This is a genomic window from Acinetobacter sp. YH01022, from assembly GCF_013420235.1.
Classification (GTDB): Bacteria; Pseudomonadota; Gammaproteobacteria; order Pseudomonadales; family Moraxellaceae; genus Acinetobacter.
Window position 1 is genome coordinate 1 of the sequence record NZ_VOYP01000036.1, and the last position, 23,565, is coordinate 23,565.

At 43.6% G+C, this 23,565-nt stretch carries 22 protein-coding genes and 1 pseudogene; 13 read left to right on the plus strand and 10 right to left on the minus strand.

All coding sequences use genetic code 11. From position 1 onward, the window contains the following. On the plus strand, positions 1-362 hold a 362-nt coding region (locus FTT87_RS12215; RefSeq protein ID WP_180174929.1), incomplete at its 5' end, for a transposase. A 177-nt stretch (positions 363-539) separates the two neighbouring features. Here the strand turns inward: FTT87_RS12215 and FTT87_RS12220 are convergent. The 3 genes from FTT87_RS12220 to FTT87_RS12230 all read right to left on the minus strand — a co-directional run bounded on the left by FTT87_RS12220 (position 540) and on the right by FTT87_RS12230 (position 3,473). Beyond that, positions 540-914: an endonuclease domain-containing protein gene (locus FTT87_RS12220; RefSeq protein WP_180174930.1), complete on the minus strand. Its 375-nt coding sequence runs from the start codon at positions 912-914 to the stop codon at positions 540-542. Between the two features lie 87 nt (positions 915-1,001). Further along, positions 1,002-2,228 carry a transposase gene (locus tag FTT87_RS12225; RefSeq protein ID WP_180174931.1) on the minus strand — a complete coding sequence of 409 codons (1,227 nt, stop codon included), beginning with the start codon at positions 2,226-2,228 and terminating at the stop codon, positions 1,002-1,004. Between the two features lie 216 nt (positions 2,229-2,444). Continuing rightward, positions 2,445-3,473 carry a molecular chaperone DnaJ gene (locus FTT87_RS12230; protein ID WP_180174932.1) on the minus strand — a complete coding sequence of 343 codons (1,029 nt, stop codon included), beginning with the start codon at positions 3,471-3,473 and terminating at the stop codon, positions 2,445-2,447. Positions 3,474-3,754: 281 nt separating this feature from the next. Between FTT87_RS12230 and FTT87_RS12235 the strand changes: the two genes are divergently transcribed. The 6 genes from FTT87_RS12235 (at position 3,755) to FTT87_RS12260 (ending at position 9,578) form a co-directional block, all read left to right on the plus strand. Further along, positions 3,755-4,432, plus strand: a complete 678-nt coding sequence (locus FTT87_RS12235) for a YetF domain-containing protein (protein WP_180174933.1) — start codon at positions 3,755-3,757, stop codon at positions 4,430-4,432. Between the two features lie 334 nt (positions 4,433-4,766). Then, complete coding sequence (locus FTT87_RS12240; RefSeq protein ID WP_180174934.1) at positions 4,767-5,714, plus strand: transporter substrate-binding domain-containing protein; 948 nt, start codon at positions 4,767-4,769, stop codon at positions 5,712-5,714. A gap of 71 nt (positions 5,715-5,785) precedes the next feature. After that, a complete protein-coding gene (locus FTT87_RS12245; RefSeq protein ID WP_180043211.1) occupies positions 5,786-6,529 on the plus strand; it encodes an amino acid ABC transporter permease in 744 nt (247 codons plus the stop codon). After that, a complete protein-coding gene (locus FTT87_RS12250) occupies positions 6,529-7,212 on the plus strand; it encodes an ABC transporter permease subunit (protein ID WP_180043212.1) in 684 nt (227 codons plus the stop codon). The genes FTT87_RS12245 and FTT87_RS12250 overlap by 1 nt, the downstream gene beginning before the upstream one ends. 14 nt (positions 7,213-7,226) lie before the next feature. After that, a complete protein-coding gene (locus FTT87_RS12255) occupies positions 7,227-7,952 on the plus strand; it encodes an amino acid ABC transporter ATP-binding protein (RefSeq protein ID WP_171263231.1) in 726 nt (241 codons plus the stop codon). A 438-nt stretch (positions 7,953-8,390) separates the two neighbouring features. Then, positions 8,391-9,578, plus strand: coding sequence for an ammonium transporter (locus tag FTT87_RS12260; protein ID WP_180043213.1), 1,188 nt, complete (start codon positions 8,391-8,393; stop codon positions 9,576-9,578). Between the two features lie 116 nt (positions 9,579-9,694). Here FTT87_RS12260 and FTT87_RS12265 read toward each other — a convergent pair whose 3' ends face one another. Further along, positions 9,695-10,378 (minus strand): HAD family hydrolase, encoded by a 684-nt coding sequence (locus tag FTT87_RS12265; protein ID WP_180043214.1) that lies wholly within the window; start codon positions 10,376-10,378, stop codon positions 9,695-9,697. 209 nt (positions 10,379-10,587) lie between these two features. Here FTT87_RS12265 and FTT87_RS12270 point away from each other — a divergent pair, with 209 nt between their 5' ends. Then, complete coding sequence (locus FTT87_RS12270; RefSeq protein ID WP_180043215.1) at positions 10,588-11,289, plus strand: phosphatase PAP2 family protein; 702 nt, start codon at positions 10,588-10,590, stop codon at positions 11,287-11,289. Between the two features lie 48 nt (positions 11,290-11,337). Here FTT87_RS12270 and FTT87_RS12275 read toward each other — a convergent pair whose 3' ends face one another. From FTT87_RS12275 to FTT87_RS12295, 5 genes and pseudogenes are all read right to left on the minus strand, one after another. Further along, complete coding sequence (locus tag FTT87_RS12275) at positions 11,338-12,648, minus strand: ATP-binding protein (RefSeq protein ID WP_180043216.1); 1,311 nt, start codon at positions 12,646-12,648, stop codon at positions 11,338-11,340. Positions 12,649-12,687: 39 nt separating this feature from the next. After that, the gene (locus tag FTT87_RS12280; RefSeq protein ID WP_166170465.1) at positions 12,688-13,365 is read right to left on the minus strand and encodes a response regulator transcription factor; all 678 of its coding nucleotides are present in this window, start codon (positions 13,363-13,365) and stop codon (positions 12,688-12,690) included. Between the two features lie 9 nt (positions 13,366-13,374). Then, complete coding sequence (locus FTT87_RS12285) at positions 13,375-15,042, minus strand: phosphoethanolamine transferase (protein ID WP_180043218.1); 1,668 nt, start codon at positions 15,040-15,042, stop codon at positions 13,375-13,377. A 128-nt stretch (positions 15,043-15,170) separates the two neighbouring features. Further along, positions 15,171-16,301, minus strand: a pseudogene (locus FTT87_RS12290) (porin). A gap of 141 nt (positions 16,302-16,442) precedes the next feature. Then, positions 16,443-17,690 (minus strand): MFS transporter, encoded by a 1,248-nt coding sequence (locus tag FTT87_RS12295; RefSeq protein ID WP_086196891.1) that lies wholly within the window; start codon positions 17,688-17,690, stop codon positions 16,443-16,445. A 145-nt stretch (positions 17,691-17,835) separates the two neighbouring features. Here FTT87_RS12295 and FTT87_RS12300 point away from each other — a divergent pair, with 145 nt between their 5' ends. The 5 genes from FTT87_RS12300 (at position 17,836) to putP (ending at position 22,557) form a co-directional block, all read left to right on the plus strand. Next, positions 17,836-18,462, plus strand: coding sequence for a 1-acyl-sn-glycerol-3-phosphate acyltransferase (locus FTT87_RS12300; protein WP_086196892.1), 627 nt, complete (start codon positions 17,836-17,838; stop codon positions 18,460-18,462). Positions 18,463-18,527: 65 nt separating this feature from the next. Beyond that, positions 18,528-19,445 carry a patatin-like phospholipase family protein gene (locus tag FTT87_RS12305; RefSeq protein ID WP_180043220.1) on the plus strand — a complete coding sequence of 306 codons (918 nt, stop codon included), beginning with the start codon at positions 18,528-18,530 and terminating at the stop codon, positions 19,443-19,445. Between the two features lie 98 nt (positions 19,446-19,543). Further along, the gene (locus FTT87_RS12310) at positions 19,544-20,017 is read left to right on the plus strand and encodes an NfeD family protein (RefSeq protein ID WP_180043221.1); all 474 of its coding nucleotides are present in this window, start codon (positions 19,544-19,546) and stop codon (positions 20,015-20,017) included. 13 nt (positions 20,018-20,030) lie between these two features. Then, positions 20,031-20,885 (plus strand): SPFH domain-containing protein, encoded by an 855-nt coding sequence (locus FTT87_RS12315; protein ID WP_180043222.1) that lies wholly within the window; start codon positions 20,031-20,033, stop codon positions 20,883-20,885. Between the two features lie 181 nt (positions 20,886-21,066). Then, positions 21,067-22,557, plus strand: a complete 1,491-nt coding sequence (gene putP, locus FTT87_RS12320; RefSeq protein WP_180043223.1) for a sodium/proline symporter PutP — start codon at positions 21,067-21,069, stop codon at positions 22,555-22,557. A gap of 77 nt (positions 22,558-22,634) precedes the next feature. Here the strand turns inward: putP and FTT87_RS12325 are convergent, their stop codons facing one another. Continuing rightward, positions 22,635-23,543 (minus strand): farnesyl diphosphate synthase, encoded by a 909-nt coding sequence (locus FTT87_RS12325; RefSeq protein WP_180043224.1) that lies wholly within the window; start codon positions 23,541-23,543, stop codon positions 22,635-22,637. Positions 23,544-23,565: the final 22 nt, after the last annotated feature.

Below are 23,565 nucleotides of genomic sequence, written 5' to 3' on the forward strand. Positions count from 1 at the left end.
CCAAGCAGGCAGCTGAAATGGCGCTAGATGAGCTGGAAGCCAAATGGGGGGATAAATACGAGAAAGTCATTCGTTCATGGCGTGAAAAATGGCATTTACTCAGTGCCTATTTCAAATATCCGAAAGCGGTTAGGAAGCCAATTTATACCACCAATGCGGTTGAAGCAGTACATCGCCAATTCAGAAAACTGACCAAAACCAAGGGGGCTTTCCCGAATGAAAATAGCCTGCTGAAATTGCTGTATATTGGCATTCAACAGGCTTCTGAAAAATGGACAATGCCGGTGACAAACTGGGGGCAAACCATCACACAGTTATCGATTTACTTTGAAGGCAGGCTCGATGATATAATTAAACTCTAGCCAATTCGGCTGACACAGAATTTTGAACGCTCTCTTTAAAAGATATTATTTCATTTAAGAAATAATCCTCACCCCCTTGCGAAGCAGTGCTTCTCATCCCATAGGAAGAGGGAGTGTCATTTGATTTAATACCTGTATGGATTTCACAATGGAGTTCCCTCTCCTATCAGGAGAGGGTTAGGGAGAGGTATTTTTTAATTCAGTACACACATTCCATAAATCTTCTAAAACCACATCCATCCTTCCCAACACATCATTATTCCAATATCGTACAATGGTTAAACCCAAAGCCTCTAAAAACTTGGTGCGTTCAGCATCGTATTCAATAGCATCATCCGTTCCATGCTGACCACCATCCAACTCAATCACCAAACCAATGCCATGACAGTAAAAATCCACAATATAAGGTTCAATCACATGCTGACGGCGAAATTTGAGATTCATAAAACGCTTGGCACGTAGGAGTTGCCACAAGATGTGTTCTGCATCAGTGGCGGTGTGGCGCATGGATTTGGCGAAGAGCAAAAGTTGAGGGTCAAGTTTCTTATTCATAGAAATTTTGTTTTTATTTTTTTGATGATTATAACAAATTTCCCTCACCCCGACCCTCTCCCAAAGGGCATAGGTATCTACACATCTTTAGGTACCTAATGCAATTGTTGCGATTTCATTCAGTTCATCTATTGAATATTCCGAGAGCAGTTGAAGAGTGTTCAGTAAAATCGAAAGTCCTGCCAATATTGCAGGTGCACTTTCCAACTTACCTCTCTTCTGCTGTCGGCCTGAAAGACGGGCCAGAAATATACGAATTTTCTGATTTTGTTCATCTTCAGAACGCTGTATTCGCCAAGTCAGCACACACGCCATACTGCTGATCAGGAGCCGTCTTAAAATCGCTGCAGGTGTGGTCTGAAGCCATGATTCAACGTCATGGCCTGCCTGCTTGAGAAGCTTGAAATAGCACTCAATTGTCCAGCGCCAGTAATACCAGGTGGTTAGTTCTACCGCATCAATCTCTGAAGAAACATTGCTGATCAGCGACCATCTCGCGACTGTTTTACCTTGAGCATCTTTCACCACAGCAACAATTAATCTGGCTGCAACCGCCTTGCCTGGCTGGGGAGTAACCCGTTGGCCTGAATCGTCTTTTCTCTTCGGCTTTGCTGCACGCGTTATCCGAATATCGGTTTCTCCAACATGCAGCATATGCCGGTTTCCTTTATAAGCAATCGGCTTAACCTGCTGAGTTACTACTTTTTCTGCGGCTTCTGCAACTTTGTAGGTTTCCCCTTGATGCTCAATCCGATGGCTTTCTTTGGCCCGGATCAACCATTTAAAACCATGGCTGCTGATTTCCCTCAAGTGGGCAATCGAGTCTCCTTCACGGTCAATGATATGGACTTTTGTTTTCTCAATCGGATACTGTTCAATCGTTTTAATTTGTTCTGCGAGTGAGTCCAAATGGGACTTGCGCTCGCTGTATTGTTCACTGAATGTAGAGTAACAGCCGGATGCATCTGTTAGCGTCTGAGCTAATGGCGCAATCGGGAGCCCTGATGATGCATCGACAAGTAAACTGCTTTGCAATTCATAGCCTGAATTCACCTGTGTTCTTTGAAGACGCTGAACCTTATGATTGTGCTTCACATACTGCAGCTGAGACCAGTCATGAACGATTAATGCATACTGATGCGGTGATGTCTTGATCTGTTCGCATGCAAGAAGCTTAATCGGCTGGTTTAATTGACTAAAAGAGATTTTATCATTATTCAGGAATCGCCAAACTGCCTGTGTAGTTGAGAAACTCGACTTTTGGGTAGAGGCTAGGTCTTTGATTGCGGGAGCAAGTGAAGCAAGAGGATTCATATTGAGTTTTACAAGGCTGTTATAGCGTTTGACAAGACGCTGATCCAGACCAGAGATGTGAAATTGAAGAGCATGCTCTTCAATTTAACGCAAAGCTCGGAAATTGTGTAGATACCTATGCCCAAAGGGAGAGGGAGCGTTATTTGATTTAATGCATACATGGATTTAGTAATGAATGTTCCCTCTCCTCCTAGGAGAGGGCTAGGGAGAGGTAAATTATAATGCTTTATGCTCCATCAACATCTCCACCCCACTCACTTTCTTCATATACTTCAAGCGCTCTTTCTCCCCTTTTAGCTGCTTTTTCAGCGCTGAAGTATCAGCATCTACCTGCTTATATAAATCTGCAATTTTTACTTTGCCTGTATAGGCTTTTTTATTCCAGCTCAACGATTGAATCATTTCTTCTATCTGGTCATCCAGTTTCTGGCTTTGCATATTTAAAGCCAGTTGATAAAACTTCATCTGCTCGGCAGTTAAACCCTTTTGCGACGCACCTCGGTTTTGCTCAATCTGGATTTGCAGTTTCAGTAAATAAAATAAATCCTGCGCTGCATAGGCCTCATTCGCCCGTTGCAGCATTTCAGTCTTTTCTGCTTTTTTAGCTTCATCCGGCTCACGGTCTGGATGAATGGTCGCAGCAATTTTTAAGTACACAGTTTTTAGGGACTGCTCTGCCAGCTTTGCAGCTTGTTCAAGTTTTTCCTGCTGGCGTTTTAACCTGGCTTGTTCACGTGCCTGTTGATACTGCTCAGTGTCCCATTCTTCAAAATCCTCAGATGCTATCTGATCCGAAACGTTTTCATCAGCAAAGAATAGCTCTATATCCTCTGCTCTTGGCTTTTTATTTTTTCTGGCTTGCTTATGTTCAATATGCTGTTGATAGTAATTATAAATGTCATCCACGATCTGGGCGTGTTGCCCTGATAAAGATGCAGAGTCTTTTAAATAAGCTGCAAGAGACTGGATTTTGACATCCAGCTGCGTTAGCTCTGCCTTGGAAAATTCTGCAGCATGCAAATGCTTCCATAGCTGTTCCAGTTGCTGAAACAACACTGCATGCAACTCGTGATAAACAGGCATCAAGGTTTGACGGGTATATTGCTGGATTTCTTCCTGAGCCTGCTGCCACTGCTTCAGTTCAAGCTGCTGCTGTTCAATTTTATCAATCAGACGGTTCAGCTTTCTCTGTTGTGGCGAAAGCTCGGCATCGGGTTGAACAATGGTTTTTAAATCGAAAGACATAAGGCAGAAAAATGCAAAAGAAAAATTATAGCGGATTTACACGCAGTACGCCTTGCATCCTGAACTCGATCAGCAGAAGCAATGCCATAGTGAGTGTGCCATAGCGAACCGTGCAGATTTGTGTGAAACTGCTCATTTTCCATTCTAAAGCTGTTTTTATTTGCATTAACTAAGTGACTCAAATAATTGCAGTTCTTTACCGAACTATAAAGATACGTACTGCTCTACTCGTGCATAGTATAAAAAGAATGATGAATAAAGCATAAAAAGGAACTGCACACATGGATTGGGCCAGTATTTTCATCCACGACACCAACTGGGAATTTGCCGCTGAAATTGTGGTGCGCTGCGTGTGTATGTTTATCATGATTATTCTGTTTTTACGCTTGACCGGGAAACGCGGAGTCCGGCAGCTTTCGGTGTTTGAACTGGCCATTATTTTATCCCTCGGTTCGATTGCCGGCGATCCGATGTTTACCAAGGATCTGCCTTTGATTCAGGCACTGCTGATCATGAGCGTGATCATCCTGATGTACCGCCTGACCACCTGGCTGATGATGAAATACCAACCCTTTGAAGATTTACTGGAAGGCAAGTCGCTATACATTGTAGAAGATGGTGTATTGGTGCTGGAGAAAATCAAGCGCGGCAAAATGTCACACGATGAATTCTTTGCCGAAATGCGCCAGCAAGGCATTGAACATCTGGGTCAGGTGCGTGCCGGGCTGCTCGAAAGCGATGGTAAATTTAGTATCCTGCTTTTTCACCCTGAAGATATCAGTTATGGCTTGCCGCTGTTTCCCAAGCAATATCAGCAAGTTAACCAGATAGAACCTAACACTTATTATGCCTGCATGTACTGTGGCCATGTCGATCATCCTGACCAGCCCGAGCAGTCCTGCCCGCGCTGTGGCTGTTGCCGCTGGGCCAAGGCTATCAAAGAACCGATGCTCAGATAAACTGGCAGTACCTCAACTGGTTTTGGCTTTAATTCAAGTTTATCGGCTAAAAGCTGAGTCGACACAGTAATAATCATATTTTAAATGGCATAGTTCCTGCAGCAGTTAGCATTGCATTTGATGCAGTCTTGTTTCAAAAACTGATTGTTTGATAATCATTTATCAGTAACAAAACGGTAAAAAAACTTGCTTGAGCAATCATTGAAAACTCGCTTAAGATGAAATCTGATCTATTTATGTACAGCACAGAAAATACCTTTTACATAACAAAACTGATGACCTTGGCTGCCTGTTAGGCACTTGATGATAATGAAATAAAAATGGAGTTTTATACATGACACATAAACGCAGTATCACCTCCCTACTTTGTGCAAGTGCTCTTATGCTTGGGCTAAGTGCTTGTAGTAACAATAAGGCTCCCGCATCGGGTGAAAAAACTGCTGGAACTGGGGATGCCAGCGCATCCGGTACGCTGGATAAGATTAAAAAATCTGGCACCATTGTTCTGGGCTATCGTGACTCCTCTATTCCCTTTTCTTATATTGCCGACAACCCAAATCAACCGGTCGGTTATGCACATGATTTACAGCTAAAAGTTGTAGATGCTGTGAAGAAAAATCTGAATATGCCGGATTTAAAAATTCGTTATAACCTGGTGACCAGCCAAAACCGGATTCCACTGGTATCAAACGGTACGGTGGATCTGGAATGTGGCTCGACTACCAACAACAAGGAACGTCAGCAACAGGTCGATTTCTCGGTCGGTTTCTTTGAAGTCGGCTCTCGTCTGCTCACAGCGAAAGATTCTGGCGTTAAAGATTTTGCCGACCTGAAAGGTAAAAAACTGGTCACTACGGCGGGGACGACATCGGAACGTTATATCCGTCAGCATCAGCAGGAATTGGGCATTGGAGAAATCATTTCGGCCAAAGACCATGCCGAATCTTTTCTGATGCTGCAAAACGGTCGCGCTGCGGCCTTTATGATGGATGACATCCTGCTGGCCGGGGAAAAATCCAAAGCCGCCGATCCGAATAAATGGGAAATTGTCGGAACTGCGCCAATTCATGAAATTTATGGCTGCATGCTGCGTAAAGGCGATACCGGTTTTAAACAGGTAGTTGATGATGCCATTAAAGCCACCTACAGCTCCGGTGAAATCAACAAGATGTATCAGAAATGGTTCCAGCAACCCATTCCACCGAAAAATATCAACCTGAACTTCCAGATGTCTGATCAGTTAAAAGCTTTAATCAGTAATCCACATGATCGTGACCAATAAACATTAGAACAACAACTTAATATGTCAGGCAGAAAAAGGACTTTTTTGCCTGACCCGACTCAGGAGTTACTATGAATTATAGTTGGAACTGGGGAGTTTTATTTCAGCCCACTGGAGTGGGCGACACCACCTATCTGAACTGGATTGTGACCGGTCTGGGCTGGCTGCTGGTGATTGCGGTAGTGGCCTGGAGCATTGCCATGGTGTTGGGCAGCATACTGGGCATCATGCGCACCTTACCCAGCAAAACCGCACGGAGCATTGGCACGGCATATGTCACCATCTTTCGTAATGTCCCCTTATTAATTCAATTGTTTATCTGGTTCTATGTGGTTCCCAACTTTTTACCTACGCCCATCAAATCATGGTGGATGAATGATCTGGGCGCCAATACTACGGCACTCATTTCCGCCAGTGTCGGTTTGGGGCTATTTACAGCAGCACGGGTCTGTGAACAGGTGCGTACCGGGATTGAAGCCTTGCCGGTCGGTCAGGTCAATGCCGGTTATGCCATGGGCTTTAGCACTGCTCAGCTATACCGTTATGTGATTTTACCGCAATCATTCCGGATGATTTTACCGCCACTGAGTTCCGAGCTAACCAACTGTGTCAAAAACACTTCAGTTGCATCACTGGTGGGTGTGGCAGAAATTATTTCCCAGATGAAAACCATCAGTGAATATACCCAGAACACTATCGAAATTTATACCTTTGTGACCATCATCTTTATTGTGATTAACTTCTGTTTAATTCAGGCAATGAATATGCTGGAAAAACGCTTACGTGTTCCCGGTCTGATTGCAGGAGATAAATAATGGAATGGCTCACTGCATTTTTAAATGACTTACAACTCTCCGCTCCAGCCTTGTCGCATGGCATGAGCATTACCTTAAAAGTGGTCATCAGTGCGACCATCGGTGGTATTTTAATTGGTACCTTGCTGGCCTTAATGCGCTTATCGTCATTTAAAGTCCTGAATTTATTTGCGCAAGCTTATGTCAATCTGTTCCGTTCCATCCCTTTACTTTTGGTCTTGATGTGGTTCTATTTTGCCGTACCGTTTATTTATACGGCTGTGACGGGCAATTACCTGACTATTGATACGGCACTGGTGTCCAGTATCGTGGCCTTTATGCTGTTTGAAGCGGCTTACTTTTCGGAAATTGTCCGAGCTGGCATCCAGTCCATTCCCAAGGGCCAAACTGCGGCCGCCTATGCACTCGGCATGAGTTACAGCCAGTCGATGCGACTCATTATTCTGCCGCAGGCGTTCCGTAAAATGACCCCGCTGCTGTTACAACAGACCATTATCCTGTTTCAGGATTCCACCATGGTTTATGCCATTGGTTTGCTGGACTTTTTCCGGACCAACTATGTCCGTGGCGACCTGATGTCGCTATTGACCCAATATATTTTATTTGCAGGTTTGGTGTACTTCACTGTGAGTATGATCGCGACCTATGCCGTTAAAAAATTACAAAGGAAGTTAACTGTATGACTGATGGTAAAGTGATGATTGATCTGCAAAATGTTAGTAAATGGTACAAAGATTTTCAGGTACTGACCGACTGCACCACCCAGATTCACCAAGGAGAAGTGGTGGTGGTCTGTGGACCTTCAGGTTCAGGTAAATCGACTCTGATTAAAACTGTGAATGGTCTGGAACCCTTTCAGCAAGGCAATATTATTGTGGACGGGATTTCCATTAAGGACCCCAAAACTGACCTGACCAAACTGCGCAGCCGTGTGGGTATGGTGTTCCAACATTTTGAACTGTTCCCGCATTTGAGCATTACCGAAAATCTGACCATTGCCCAAATTAAAGTACTGGGCCGTTCTGAAGCTGAAGCCAAGAAAAAAGGCCTGGCCTATCTGGAGCGGGTCGGACTCAGTGCTCACGCCAACAAGTTCCCGGCACAACTGTCCGGTGGCCAGCAGCAACGTGTGGCGATTGCCCGTGCCTTAAGCATGGACCCGATTGCGATGCTGTTTGATGAACCGACTTCGGCACTCGATCCGGAAATGATCAATGAAGTGCTGGACGTGATGGTCGAACTGGCCAAAGAAGGCATGACCATGATGTGTGTGACCCATGAAATGGGCTTCGCCCGCCAGGTGGCCAACCGGGTGATTTTTATGGATCAGGGAAAAATTGTGGAAGACTGCAGCAAAGATGAATTCTTTAACACCCAACGAGGTGAGCGCGCGCAGCAGTTCCTAAATAAAATTTTGCACTAAAAGAGTGAGTACTTTAACCAAGTCCAGAGTTTTTGGCTTGGTTTTTTTGTGCTCAATTTCTAAAACTGAACCAAATTAGAATCTCTTTAAATATATTTTTCATTTTTTCTTTATGATGAGCGAGAAACCCGTTTACATTTTTATCGGGCTAAACTTGCTACTATTCAGTGCTATAAAAAATATATAAAACCAACTTCTTTAAAAAAGTTAAATTTTATTCAATTTTCATATATTTATTTATAATTTAAATTAAACAATATTGCACCATAATAACGCAAATCATTCATACTTCAGCAAGTAATTGCTTTATATCGAGTCTTGTAGTCTTTTTCTCAGCCTTAATCAAAATTTCCCCATTTCGACCATCTTCACGAAAATAATCTCATGGTTATACTGATCTTCTTTTTGTGATTTTAAGCACTAAAATGGAGCCATAAAATGCAAAATACAGATTTACTCTTTCTCCTTCTTGGTGCAGTTTTAGTTTTAGCCATGCATGCAGGTTTTGCATTCCTGGAACTGGGCACAGTACGACATAAAAATCAGGTCAATGCCCTAAGTAAAATTTTGACAGATTTCTCCATTTCTGCCATCGCCTACTTTTTTGTCGGCTACTATATTGCTTATGGACAACACTTTTTTCATATCGGTACAACCTTAGCCGCAGATCATGGCTACAACCTGATGCGCTGCTTCTTTCTGCTGACCTTTGCTGCCGCCATTCCTGCCATTATTTCCGGCGGTATTGCAGAACGGGCCAAAATGCGTTCTCAAGCAATTGCCACATTATTATTGGTGGCACTGGTTTACCCTTTCTTTGAAGGCATTGCCTGGAATGGCAATTTAGGATTACAAGGCTGGCTAACCAAAACTTTTGGTGCAGCTTTCCACGATTTTGCCGGTTCAGTCGTGGTGCATGCTATGGGTGGCTGGATTGCACTCGCAGCAGTCATTTTACTGGGCGCACGTCATGGCCGTTATAAAAAAGATGGTCGTGTCAGTGCACATCCCCCTTCTTCCATTCCTTTTCTGGCACTTGGTTCATGGATTCTAATTGTCGGCTGGTTTGGTTTTAACGTGATGAGTGCACAACGTCTGGATGCCATTTCTGGACTGGTTGCCATTAACTCACTGATGGCGATGGTTGGTGGTACTATTGCGGCCAACTTCATCGGCAAAAATGACCCGGGCTTCCTGCACAACGGTCCTTTGGCTGGTCTGGTTGCCATCTGTGCAGGTTCCGATGTAGTTCACCCCGTAGGTGCATTAATCATTGGCATGGTGGCTGGGGTCATTTTTGTCAAACTATTCACTTATACCCAAAACAAACTGAAAGTGGATGATGTACTCGGTGTTTGGCCATTACACGGCGTATGCGGCAGCTTTGGCGGTTTAGCCGTAGGGATTTTCGGACAGCAATGGCTCGGCGGTTTGGGCGGTGTTTCAATCCTCTCTCAACTGATTGGTACTTTACTGGCCATCTCCATTGCACTGGCTGGTGGCTTTTTCGTTTACGGCGTACTTAAACTGATTATGGGCATTCGTTTATCACAGGAAGATGAATTCCGTGGTGCCGATTTGTCTATTCATAAAATTTCAGCCAATTCGGAAGAAACCATTTTTTAAAGCTGATGCTTTAAACTGACTATCTAAACGACATTTCGATTTTCAGAGCGGCTCAAAAGAGTCGCTTTTTTCTATCTGGACTTTAGTAGCCTGACACAATGAATGCGTAAAAGTAATTATAAAAACTGCTTAATTTCAGCCAGAGATTGAATGCGATTTATGGGCTGATCTTGAACTTCATGAAAACCCTGTAACCAGACAGCCTGCATACCGGCATCCATTGCCCCTTGTACATCATTGACGGGATGATCACCGACAAAAAGGCAATGTTCTGGTGCAACGCCCAATCTCTGGCTGGTATAGAGAAAAATTTCCGGATTCGGTTTACTGATGCCGACCAGTTCAGAACTGACAATTTCATCAAAATAATGACTAAAACCCAAACCCTGTAAAATGGTGAGTCGGGTCGCATGTCCACCATTTGAAATGACCGCCAGCTGATAACCGTCCTGTTTTAGTTCGGTTAAGAGCTGACTGGCACCCTGCATGGCCACTGCAGATAAGCCAAATTGCTGAAACCAGAACTGGGTAAGTTCATCCAAATGTGGCATGCTTTTCCAGATTAATTCCTGCTGCAAGGCATAAGCCACAGACGCAGCAATACTGGGATGGGTGAGCAATTCTTTTTTAGGGTAGCCACCATTATCAATGCGACGGATAATCGCCTGAATTTTCCCAATTGCATCATGCGGTAACTGATGTTGATAGACTTGTACCAGATATTGACTATACGCCAGAATACTTCGATCACGATGGGTTAAGGTATTATCCAGGTCGAATAGAACAGCACGAATCTTCATTTGAATACCTATAGCAATCTTGCCGTTAATGTAGCATTAAAGCTTGATCCGGTTATGCTCTTTCCTGGATATGCTTATCAGCATTTAACACAACATCATACTTAACACGATACTTTTACGGCGATTTTCCCCACCGATTCAAGCTCGCTTAAGTCTGGATTAAGTTTTTATTGCTGTAATCGCAGCACTAAAATCAATTGATCTTTACTATGCACGATAAGCAACGCTTCATGCTCTATCAGGGCTGTTTTCTCATTATCAGTTTTTGCCTGCTTTTGGTTTGTTTCCCGATTGGGGGGGCACTGGATCTGGCGCTGATTCATCCCTGGGTCAGTGAATCCGGGAAATTCCTGTTACGTGACAATTGGTATTTAGCTGAACTGAACCATCGTTATGTCAAAAATCTGATTATTGCGGTATATGCCGGCTTTTTTTTAATCTGGCTAGCATCGTTCAAGTTTGAGAAAGTTAAAGCTTTACGCTGGACCTATGGTTATTTCTTTGGGCTGATCCTCCTTTCCACCTCGATTATTGGCTTGTTGAAATCACAGTCTGCCCATGCCTGCCCCTGGAATATCACCATTCCTACCCATCAAGGTTTTTTCTGGGATTTTTCTGCCACCAAAGGGCACTGTTTCCCGGGGGGACATGCATCTACCGGCTTTGCACTGATGGCTGGTTTTTTTGTATTTAGGCTTTCCAATAAAAAGCGTGCCTATTTTTTTCTGGTCTCAGGGCTTATTTTAGGTTTCGCGATGGGCTGGGCGCAAATGATGCGTGGAGCACATTTTCTCAGCCATAACTTATGGACTGCATGGATTATCTGGCTCATTAACGTGAGTTTTTATCTACTCAATTATAAAAGATTTGCACCAAGCCAAAGCATGGATAAAACAGCTGAGACAGTTTAACTGCTCACACCTATCTGCTAGAACCCATCATCTAAGAGAAGTGATCGGCTAGAGTGGCAATTGCACATTGACCTGCAAGCCACCTAAGCTGGCACTCTTGGAAAAAGAAATCTTGCCGCCGAGCCTTTCTGTGGCTTTATCCACAATAGAAAGCCCCAGACCACTGCCTATTTCCAGATGATGATGGATACGATAAAAGCGCTTAAGAATTTTTTCATACAGTTCGGGGGAAATTCCAGGTCCACTATCTTCGACCTGAATCATGGCAAAACCTGCCTGTTCAAATACAGACACATTAATCACTCCCTGATTGGGCGTGTATTTAATCGCGTTATCAATCAGGTTATAAATAATGGAATGTACTGCTGATTCCTGACAATACAGCACCACATCTTCCTGACGTTCCATACCCAAATCAATTTCTTTCTGCATGGCCAGATGAACGAGCTGTTCTACACAATTCACCGCGACCTGATTCAGTAAAAACTGCTGTTTGGTCTCGACCTCCAGAATTGAAGCATCCTGTTTTGCCAGACTGAGTAATTGGCTGACCAAATGCTGAATCCGGATTAATCCTTTACTTAAATTCTGTAGCTCCTGAGCATCAGGAAACTGTTTTAACAGAATCTGCATCTGTAAATTCAATGCAGTGATAGGCGTACGAAGCTCATGTGCTGCATCGGCAATAAACTGCCGCTGCTCCTGCTGTGCAGAGGAAATCCGCTCAAACAAATGATTCATTTCGGTAATGGTCGGCACAATTTCAAGCGGATAATTATCTGATTCAATGGCACTTAATTCCTCCGAATCACGTTGTGCCAATTCCGCTTTAAAATCATCCAAAGGCTGCAGGCTGCGGCTAATAATCCAGCTCAGTCCCCAAATCACAAAAGGCATAAACAGTAAATAAGGAATAAACATACTGCCGGCAAGTTCCAATGCTAGATGCTGCCGTGTCGATTGTTGCTGGCTCACCTGAATCTGATAATGTTCTAAAGGCAGGATGTAAGTATGCCAAACCCCTTGTGCGGTTTTATGGGTATAAAATCCTGCTTTTTTCACAGGATGAACCAATAAATTCATGGCATGGCTTTTATGTTTTTCATTTGCATAAGACCAGACATCGACAAACAGGTCTTCTTCGTGATAATGCCTGGCTTGATCAAACTTGCTTTGCACCGGTTCAGGATCATGCTGCGCGACGCGTTCTGCCAGATTCTGCATCTGGGCATCTAACACTTCATTAATTTCTTGCAGGGCAATACGGTAAGCAGAAAAAATCAGCAAGCAGCCCAAGGCAATACTAAAAACAGAAACATAAATAATCAGGCGTTTTTTTAATGAATACTGTGACTGCACCTGTGGCTGACCTTCTAGCTGATTTTATCGTTGTCTGATTTATAATTGTCCCAGTCGATAACCTAAACCACGAATGGTGCAAATAAAATCTTTGCCAAGTTTGGCGCGTAAGTGATGCACATACACTTCAATGGTATTGCTGCTTACTTCGCTATCCAGATCATACAATTTATCTTCTAAATTGGCTTTAGAAAATATCTTGTTGGGATGACTCACCAAGGGAATCAAAATCGCCCATTCACGATTGGACAGGTCAATATATTGCCCCTTAAACTTGGCAATGTGCTGTTCAACATCCAGCGTGAGTTCGCCATAACTTAAAATTTGCGGGCTGTCCTGAAGCGCAGATTCTACCCCGCTACGACGTAATAGAGCATGGATGCGGGCCAACAGTTCATCAAATTCATAGGGTTTGACCAGATAATCATCTGCCCCACTATTCAATCCATCCACCCGGTTTTGCAGTTGATCCCGTGCTGAAATAATCAGCACAGGTAAAGCCGGCCACTGCTGGCGAATCTGTTTCAATACCTGCATCCCGTCCATCATCGGCAAGCCTAGATCGAGTAGGACGATATCAAACTTTTCCTGTATGAGTTTCTTTAAACCGTCAATGCCATTATTGACCCATTCCACATCAAATTGCTGATATTTCAGCAAAGTGATGCTGGATTCAGCAATCATGAAATCATCTTCAATGATCAATATTTTAGCCATATTTTAAACTCATACTTTCTGTTTTGACTGACAGTTCTGCAACATATTGTTTTGTTCATCAATGGTTTGGGTTTTGACATCCAGCAAACTTAACAGACTTGGGAACAGATTATCCTGACTTAATTGTTTGCTTTTTTGCTGGGCTAAGCAAGTGATTTGCGCAGAATTTTGTGCAGTCCATTCAGGAGAAAACCACATCAACATTGGAACATGAGTTTGTTGGCTAGGCGCAATCGCATAAGGTGAGCCATGTAAATATAAACCATGTTCTCCTGTCGATTCACCATGATCAGACAGATACCAGAACCCACTTTGATAAGTGCTGTTGCCTTTTAACACCTGAATGAGTGAACTTAAAACATGGTCAGTATATACAATGGAATTATCATAACTATTCAACAATTCTGTACGGCTGCAACCTTGAATTGCATTGCTATCGCAACTTGGTTTAAAAGGCTGGAAGGGTGCTTTGGAACGCTGATAATAAGCAGGTCCGTGACTACCCATCTGATGTAATACAATTAAACGTGGAGTCTTATCGGTTTCAGGAATTGTAGCCAGATAAGTTTTTAGACTATCCACCAAAATTTCATCATAGCAGTCGCCATTTTTGGCACACCATTTATCTTTGAGCTGTTGCGGAATCTGATACTGTTCAACCCGGTTACAGGCACCTTTACAACCAGAGTTATTATCCATCCAGGTCACTTTATAGCCGGCACGCTGTGCGATATCGAGTAATCCTTCACGGTGACTGGCCAGCTGTTCGTCATAATCTTTTCGAGGCATGCCGGAGAACATGCAGGGTACGGATACAGCGGTTGCAGTACCACATGAACTCACCTGACTAAAATTGATAATATCCAGTTTAGACAGTTCAGGATTAGTATTTTTGGCATAGCCATTCAATGAAAAACTTTCTGCACGGGCTGTTTCACCCACTACCAACACCATAAGCTTAGGTTTAGCCTGCTTATTGACTGGCTGAAGCAAATGAGCATCTTCACCATAACGAACTAAAGGTAAATTCTTTTTAGGTGCAGATTTACGGTAATACGATAAGGTCGATGCGATGGCATTTTGTGGAGAAATCATGCCTTTCAAATCACGATGTTCCCGGAAAATCGCAGCATAATCTACATAAAAGGTAAACAGCAAGGCGCCAACCACTAACAATGAAGCGATACTGCTTAACATTTTTTTGCCAAGTTTAGGTAAAAAAGCTTCAGGCTTGATCCGAACGAGCGCCACAAAAATGAGTGGGAAAATGACAAATACCAGCGTCCAAAGCCCAAAGCGTAAGGACATCAATCCGCGGACTTCACGGGCATCGGTTTGCATCATATTCTGAACTTGTTCAGGTGAAATCACCACGCCCAAACTATTGACAAAATAGGCCGTAAAGCCCCCAATCACTAAAAAAATTGAAGCCAGTATTTTTGCATTCCAGCGCCATTGCAGCAGCTGAAAAATCAGGTTATAGGCCGCCACGATCACCAATACGGTCGCGATTAAAAATAAATAGGCTTTGCTGCCCTGATAAGGGGTCAAACTTTGTATTTTTTGAAAAAAGGCAAAATTCAGCACCAAGCCCAACCATATTGCCAGCAATAAATTAAACAGGCTTAACGAAATGGGCTTTATTTTATCACGTATAGGACTGATGATATTTGACATGACTGTTGGTTAATCTTTCTACTGTTGTCTTAATGTAGAATACCAAACTTAAAATTCACTTAATATAAAAAACAGTAATAAAAAAGGCGATGTAAAACATCGCCTTTTAGAAAAAAACAACGCACAGACTAGAACTTATATTCTAATCCTGTACCGACTACAGGTTGTTTAGTTTCATTCGAACCTTGTTCAAGAGTCAGATAACCGGCATAACCATACGCTTTCACCTGTTTGTTAAATGCATAATCTGCACCAGCAAAGATTTGTTTTGCTTCATAGTCAGGAGCATTATTAGTAAATGTAGTTGTGTTTTGGCTATATTGTGCTTTTACCGTCTAGGCCTTGGCTGTTGGCAAATTATATTCTGCACCCACTAACCAGCCTTGAGCATCATCAATAAATTCTGAACCAGCAGCATTACCTTTTGCAGTTTCAACTTCTGAAGTTTGATAAAGTGCTTTTAATGCCAAACCACCCTCAAGGTTTACACGGCCAATAGCTCGAATTGTATTTGCAGCTGCAAATAATGATGTTAATTTGCCATCTTTATCAACTGCTGGTAAAACCTCTGGAGAGCTAGCGTTTGAAAAGCCAGAACCTAAGAAAGACGATGGAATGGCTTTATCATACGCAATACCAGCCACAACCACCGGGCTGTCATAGACTACAGATGCAGACCATGCATCGCCTAAACCACGACCAGCAGTTTTAGATGAGCCATTACCTTTTGCAATGCCTGAATCTTCACCAGAGGCCAACAACGCATTCACTTTAATGGCACCTGTAGGCAATTTAATTGCTGGAGATTCATAAATGACTGCATTCGATATACGGGCTTCACCAGTGAAAATACCGTTTACATCTGCTTTGTTAGCAACGTAGTTGTTAAATGTATCAACTTGACTTGAGAGTTGCTTCAATGGCGTGTCATGTGCACCCACTTTTAAAGTACCGAGTTGAGCATCTTTTAAACCGACAAAACGGTTACGCGTAGTCCAGTCTGTACTATCACCATCTGCACTGAGACTCCATTCAATCACATAAACTGCGTTTAGACGATCGTTCAGTTTTTCTTCACCCTTTAAACCAATGAAAGAGCTATTAGAACTAACTTCTACTACATCTTTATCCGAAGTATTGGCATTGTCTTCTGGCAAGTAATCGATACTTGCATCAATTTCCCCATAAAAAGTTGGCGCTGCAAAAGTTGGTGCTGCCAGTAGGCTTAATGCAATCGCTGCTGCTAATTTGGTTTTCATCTATAAATACCCCTAAGTTATTCTGTAACAGATGTTACAATTCAGAAATATTTAAAAAAATGATTTAATTTTTATTTAGTTATCTTATTTAATCCTTAGATTTTAAATGTATATTGAATTGAATTAAAAAGCTTTTAGGGTTTAGAGCAAACTGTTTTTCCATCTCAGAATCGGGAAAATACAGAGCAATGCCAACACAGTGATCAAGCTTAAATAACTCGCATAACCCAAGAGATCGCCTAAAATCCCGCTTAGGCTATACAGTCCACCGCTCACGGTTGCCATCAACGCCACCTGGAAAGTGAAATCTGTTCCTGCCAAATGTTTGCGGCTGTATTGCATGACCAGAGTCAGCATCACCACCAAAAGCATGGCGGAAATCATGTCTTCAGCAGCATTAACCAGATAGATCATCCAGGTTTCAATAGGACCTTGGGTCTCATATTGAACAGCTAGCCATGCATAGGCAGCCAAAGTGAAAATTTTCAAAATAGAAAAACCGAGTAAAGCATGTTCACGGGAAACATACTTCAGGCTGAACCCTGCAAGCCCTGCACCGATGAGTGCAGCCACAGCGCCAAGCATGGTCACATAAATGCCAATTTGGGAAAATGTCAGTCCTAAATCCACCATTAAGGGTTTCAGCAAAGGCCCAGCTAAACCATCGGCAATTTTAAAGGTGATGAGCACCGCTAACCATGCAGCAAGATTTTGCTCTCGATAAAAATAAGCCAGATAATCTTTTATTTTTTGCCAGCGAAATGTTCCTGCTTCGGTACTGGACAGCATATGCTTTAATCGTTGCGGTTCTTTCAGCCATAAAATCGGTAAAGTATTCAACAGCACCAGTCCCGCCAAGATTAAAAATGTGCTTTGCCAATCCAGCCAGTCCAGTGCCCATAAAATAGCTCCCCCACCGACAATAAAGCCCAATCGTGAGCCAATGACCTGAAAGGTGTTGCCCCAATGCTGCTGCTGATTGTTCAGCATATTGACCGCCAGACCATCGGTAGCAATATCTTGCGTTGCACCGACCAGATTCATACTCAGTAAAGCCACAAAAAAAGCCAGCAAGTATTCAGGCTGGTTTAAAGCCTGAATCGGCAGAAAAGATAAGCCAGTCAATACCACCACACTCAATAACTGGGTCGGAATAATCCAGCTACGGTAATGTCCAAATGCTGCATGGCCAAAATGGTCAACCCATGGTGCCCAGAAAATTTTGATTGACCAGGGCAACATCAATAAGCCAAAACCGCCAATATGTGCCAGTGACACCCCTTGGGCACGTAAAATCACCGGTAAAGCATGGGTCATAAAACCGACGGGTAAACCTTGTGCCCAATATAAAGAGAACAACAAGAGATAGATGTTACGTGTACTCGGCATAGTGGGCCCTTAGGGTCAAAACCGGATTGACTATTTTGATCAGGCAAGCTGAATGACAGTTGATATTTTGCCAATGAATCTTATTTTACAAAAGCTTAACATGTTTAAAAGCCGATAAATTTACCCGGGAGTGCAATCAAACACCATGACTCAACACTTTCCGACCTTGCCCGATCAAGTGCCTGCCCGTAGTGGTCACTTAAGCCGAAATATTTTCAAAAAATTATTTCTTGCCCAAGGCTGGAGTTTTGAGGGTGATTTTCCCAACCTGCAGAAAGCGGTCGCCATTATTTCTCCACACACCTCGAATATCGATGCCTGGCACGGTTTTGCCGCACTGCTTGGACTGGGCATCAAGATCACGGTTTTTGGCAAACACACCTTATTTAACACACCGCTGAAACCCATACTTGAATGGATTGGGGTGATTCCGGTCAATCGCAGTATCCAACAAGGTACCACTCAGCAAATTATCGACTTCATTAATACGCAACAGCAGATCTGGGTCGGTATGGCACCGGAAGGAACACGCAAACAGGCTGAATCGTTTAGAAGTGGTTTTTACCGCATTGCCGTGGGTGCCCATATCCCGATTGTGATGTTTTCACTGGATTATAAAAACAAAGCGATACACTGCCTGGGTGTGTTTCAGCCAACGGGAAATTATGCGCAGGATGTAGAACAAATTTTAGATCACTATACCGGCAAATTTTCAGCCAAAAATCCGGACTGGTTAGCCAAGCCATTACAAAAGCGTTTAAAAAATAACTAGTCAAAATAACAATTATCTGCTGTCATGTGCACAACTTTTCATCAAATTGATATACAAATTCAACCATGAAGCTTGTGCAATATTCTTTCATTGCTCTACTAGGGCTTGGACTGATTGGCTGTGATAAAACCACCAAAACACCACCGCAAACCACAACCATCAAGGCACGTGAACCTGTCATTGCCATTGCGCTTGGGGGTGGCGGGGCTAAAGGATTTGCCCATATTGGTGTGCTGAAAGTTTTAGAATCACATGGCATTAAGCCGAAAATCGTCACCGGGACCAGTGCCGGAAGTTTTGTCGGCAGTATTTATGCCAGTGGTAAAACGCCCTATCAACTACAGCAAATAGCACTGACTTTAAAAGAATCGGATATCCGTGATTTAACCCTAAACAGTCAAGGTGTTGTACAAGGTCAAAAATTGCAGAATTATGTGAACCAGCATATTGCTAATAAACCGATTGAGCAATTCCCGATTCGCTTTGCAGCGGTTGCGACCCGTCTGGACACCGGCACTAAAGCTGAATTTATTAAAGGCAATGCCGGTCAGGCCGTGCGTGCTTCCTGCAGTATCCCCAATGTCTTTGTTCCCGCTACCATCGGTGGGAAACAGTATGTCGATGGGGGGCTGGTCAGCCCGATTCCGGTGAAAACAGCGAAAGCGATGGGTGCAGATATTGTTATTGCCGTCGACATTTCTGCACGACCGAGTGGCAATCAACCGATGAATATGTGGGGCCTGCTGGACCAGACCATTAATATTATGGGTCAACAAAGCATTCATGAAGAACTGAATCAGGCCAATGTGATCATTCAGCCTAAAGTAGGACATTTAGGCACGCTGGATTTAAAAGCCAGCAATGCATCCATTCTAGAAGGCGAAAAAGCGACCCAGCTGAAAATCATCGCCATTAAAAAGGCAATCAGCGACTTTAAAAAATCACCCGCAGCCTTTAAATCCGCGCCAAAATCCAGAATCTAAAAAATATGCTTTTTTAATATTCAAAGACTTATTCATCTGCTAAATTGATATGGAGGCCTTATAGTCTCTCTTTATTTTGACAATACACGAGTAGATGTATGGAATTTGCATTCGAACCTTGGCATTGGTTTGTACTCGGGGTATTACTGATGCTTTCTGAATTGGTAATCCCCGCTTTTGCTGCACTATGGTTTGGCATCGCAGCCATCATGGTCGGTGTTTTATTCTGGATGTTTCCGATGATGGGCTTAACCACCCAGATTGTCACCTGGATTATCCTATCTGTGCTATGCACCTTGTTGTGGTTCAAATTTATCAAACCACTTTCTATTGATAAAACCAAAGCCGGATTATCTCGTGAAGCGACTATTGGTCAGGTAGGCATGGTCATTCAGACTCATATGCAACATGAACTGATCACGGTGCGTTTTCCCATGCCGGTTTTGGGGTCAGATGAGTGGAACTGTCGGACTCTGTCTCCGGTAGAAGTGGGTGATCGAGTTCGCGTGGTCGATATTCTCGGCAATGATCTGGTGGTTAAACCACACCATCCCAATAACGAAAATATATAAGTGAGGAAATAACATGTCTGGTGGAACAATTATTGTTTTAGCACTGCTGGTTTTTGCCGGCGTGACCATTTTTAAAGGGGTGCGCATTGTCCCGCAGGGTTATAAATGGATCGTGCAACGTCTGGGTAAATACCATACCACTTTGGGACCGGGACTCAGTTTTGTCATTCCGTATATTGATGAAGTGGCTTATAAAGTCACCACCAAAGATATCGTGCTGGATATTCCTTCACAGGAAGTAATTACCCGTGACAATGCGGTACTGCTGATGAATGCAGTGGCGTACATTAATATCACTACCCCGGAAAAAGCGGTTTACGGCATTGAAAACTATACTTGGGCCATTCAGAACCTGGTGCAAACTTCACTTCGTTCAATTGTCGGTGAAATGGATCTGGATGATGCGCTATCCTCACGTGATCACATTAAAGCAAAACTGAAAGCCGCCATTTCCGATGATATTTCCGATTGGGGCATTACCCTGAAAACCGTGGAAATTCAGGATATTCAACCCTCATCTACCATGCAGGCTGCAATGGAAGCACAAGCGGCTGCCGAGCGTCAGCGTCGTGCTACCGTAACCAAGGCAGATGGTGAAAAACAGGCCGCCATTTTGGAAGCCGATGGTCGTCTGGAAGCTTCACGCCGTGATGCAGAAGCACAAGTCGTCTTGGCTGAAGCCTCACAAAAAGCCATTGAGATGGTGACTTCAGCAGTCGGCGATAAGGAAATTCCGGTGGCTTATTTGCTTGGTGAACAGTATGTCAAAGCCATGCAGGACATGTCAAAATCCAATAATGCAAAAACGGTGGTGTTACCTGCCGACATCATGAACACCATTCGTGGAGTAATGGGACGCGATCAGTAAACTACTCTTTTATATTAAAAAATAGACAGCAAAAGCTGTCTATTTTTATTTCAGCCAAGAAAAACTCAGCATTTTTTTTTAATCTATGGTTAAATTTCGCGTTATTTTTTTGAAATGATTTGTGCTTGTTCTTTAAAAGCCTGTGTTTCGATCTACTGTCCACCGTGTAACTGGATACCGTATGAACTCCCTGAATCCGACCTTAATTACCTTTCTTTTTTATATTGTCGCCATGATCGCGATTGGCCTTCTGGCTTATCGCGCCACAGCCAATTTTTCTGATTACATTCTCGGAGGTCGTCGTTTAGGTAGTTTCGTGACGGCGCTTTCTGCCGGTGCTTCAGATATGAGTGGCTGGTTGCTGATGGGCTTGCCGGGTGCAATTTATCTTTCAGGTTTGTCTGAAATGTGGATTGCGATTGGCCTGATTATTGGTGCCTGGCTCAACTGGCTGCTGGTGGCCGGACGTTTACGTGTACACACCGAAGTACAGCACAATGCCCTGACCCTGCCGGACTATTTCTCCAACCGCTTTAATGACCAGAAGAAAATTTTACGTGTGGCATCGGCTTTCATTATTCTGATTTTCTTTGCCATTTATTGTGCTTCCGGCATGGTGGCTGGTGCTCGCCTGTTTGAAAACATGTTTGACCTGTCCTATAGCACGGCACTATGGATCAGTGCCATTGCCACCATCAGTTATGTATTTATCGGTGGCTTCCTCGCAGTCAGCTGGACCGACACCATTCAAGCGTCATTGATGATTTTTGCTCTGTTACTCACCCCTATTGTGACCATTCTGAGCTTCTCGGACCTGTCTCAAATGACCCTGGCACTTGAAGCTGCACGTCCGCAAGCGATGGATATCATGGGTGATCTAAGCTTTGTGGCGATTATGTCCTTACTTGCCTGGGGCTTAGGCTACTTTGGTCAACCACATATTCTGGTGCGTTTTATGGCAGCAGATTCGGTGAAATCCATTCCCAATGCACGCCGTATCGGTATGACTTGGATGACGTTATGTCTAGGTGGTGCGGTGGCAGCAGGCTTCTTTGGGATTGCCTACTTCCAGCAGCATCCGGAACTGGCTGGTGCTGTGACGGCCAATCCTGAAACTGTATTTATGGAACTGACCAAAATCCTGTTTAATCCGTGGATTGCAGGTATTGTACTGGCTGCCATTTTAGCCGCGGTGATGAGTACTCTGAGTTGTCAGTTACTGGTCTGCTCAAGTACCTTGACCGAAGACTTTTACAAATCCTTCTTGCGTAAAAATGCCACACAAAAAGAACTGGTTTGGGTGGGACGTCTGATGGTGTTACTGATCGCCCTGCTTGCCATCTGGATGGCTGGAAACCCTGAATCCAAGGTTTTAGGTTTGGTGGCTTATGCCTGGGCAGGTTTTGGTGCAGCCTTTGGTCCACTGATTATTCTGTCTTTGTTCTGGCGTCGTATGACTTTAAATGGCGCACTTGCAGGTATGCTGGTCGGAGCTGTGGTGGTGATTCTATGGAAAAACCTGTTGGGTGATACCGGTGTTTATGAAATTATTCCCGGCTTCATTGCTTCAATCATTGCCATTGTAATGGTCAGCCTGCTGGGTAAAGCCCCTTCTGCTGAAGTCACCACCCGTTTCGATGAAGGTGACCGCCTGTATAAAGCATCTAAATAATTTTTACAGTCTAAGCCTATAAAAAAAGAGGATTTATGATCCTCTTTTTTGGTCTTGGCTGCTGTATTTGAACCAAATTAACTTTTACGCGCCAATAAAAATTCTGAAATCTGGTTCAGTTCAGCTGCATTTTCAGCAAACATCTCCAAAGCATTAAAGGCCTGATCATGCAGCTCTTTGGCATAGGCTTGAGCTTTTTCCAGTCCCATAAGTGCAGGATAAGTTGATTTATCCACCTGCTCATCCTTGCCTGCAGTTTTTCCTAGGACTGCCGTATCGGAAATAATATCCAGAATGTCATCCTGCACCTGAAAGGCCAGTCCAATCGCTTGCGCATATTCACGCAGTTTAGGAATGGCAGGATCTGTGCCTTCAAATACGGTCACGGCTGTCATCATCACGGCTGCAGAAATTAGGGCACCAGTTTTATTGCGGTGAATATTTTCCAATGCATCCTGATTGACACGTTTGCCTTCAGCCTGCAAATCCAGCACCTGACCACAGACCATTTTCGAGCTGGCAGTCGCCAGAATTTGCATCTGTTTTAAAACAATGGTCGGAGCAACTGCCGGGCCCTGATCAAACAGGCGACTGCCCAAGATTTCAAAGGCCATCGACTGCAAAATATCACCCGCCAGTAATGCCGTATCTTCCCCAAAAGCGACATGACAGGTCGGTTGACCACGACGCAAGGAATCATTATCCATACAGGGTAAATCATCATGGGCCAGTGAATAACAGTGAATCATTTCAATGGCGACTGCAGCACGGCGTACGGCAGCAAAATTTGCATTCGGTTTTAAAGCAGCGGTAGCATAACAAAGTGCAGGACGTACCCGTTTTCCACCCAGCATGACTGCATGATACACAGCCCCTTTAAGCGGCTCCGGAATAGAAAATGCGTCTAATGCCGTTAATAAATCTTGTTGAATACGTTGCTGTGCTTGAGTTAATGCATTTGCTTGCACGTCAGTTAAAGATGACACATTCGCCTCGAATACTTTGCTT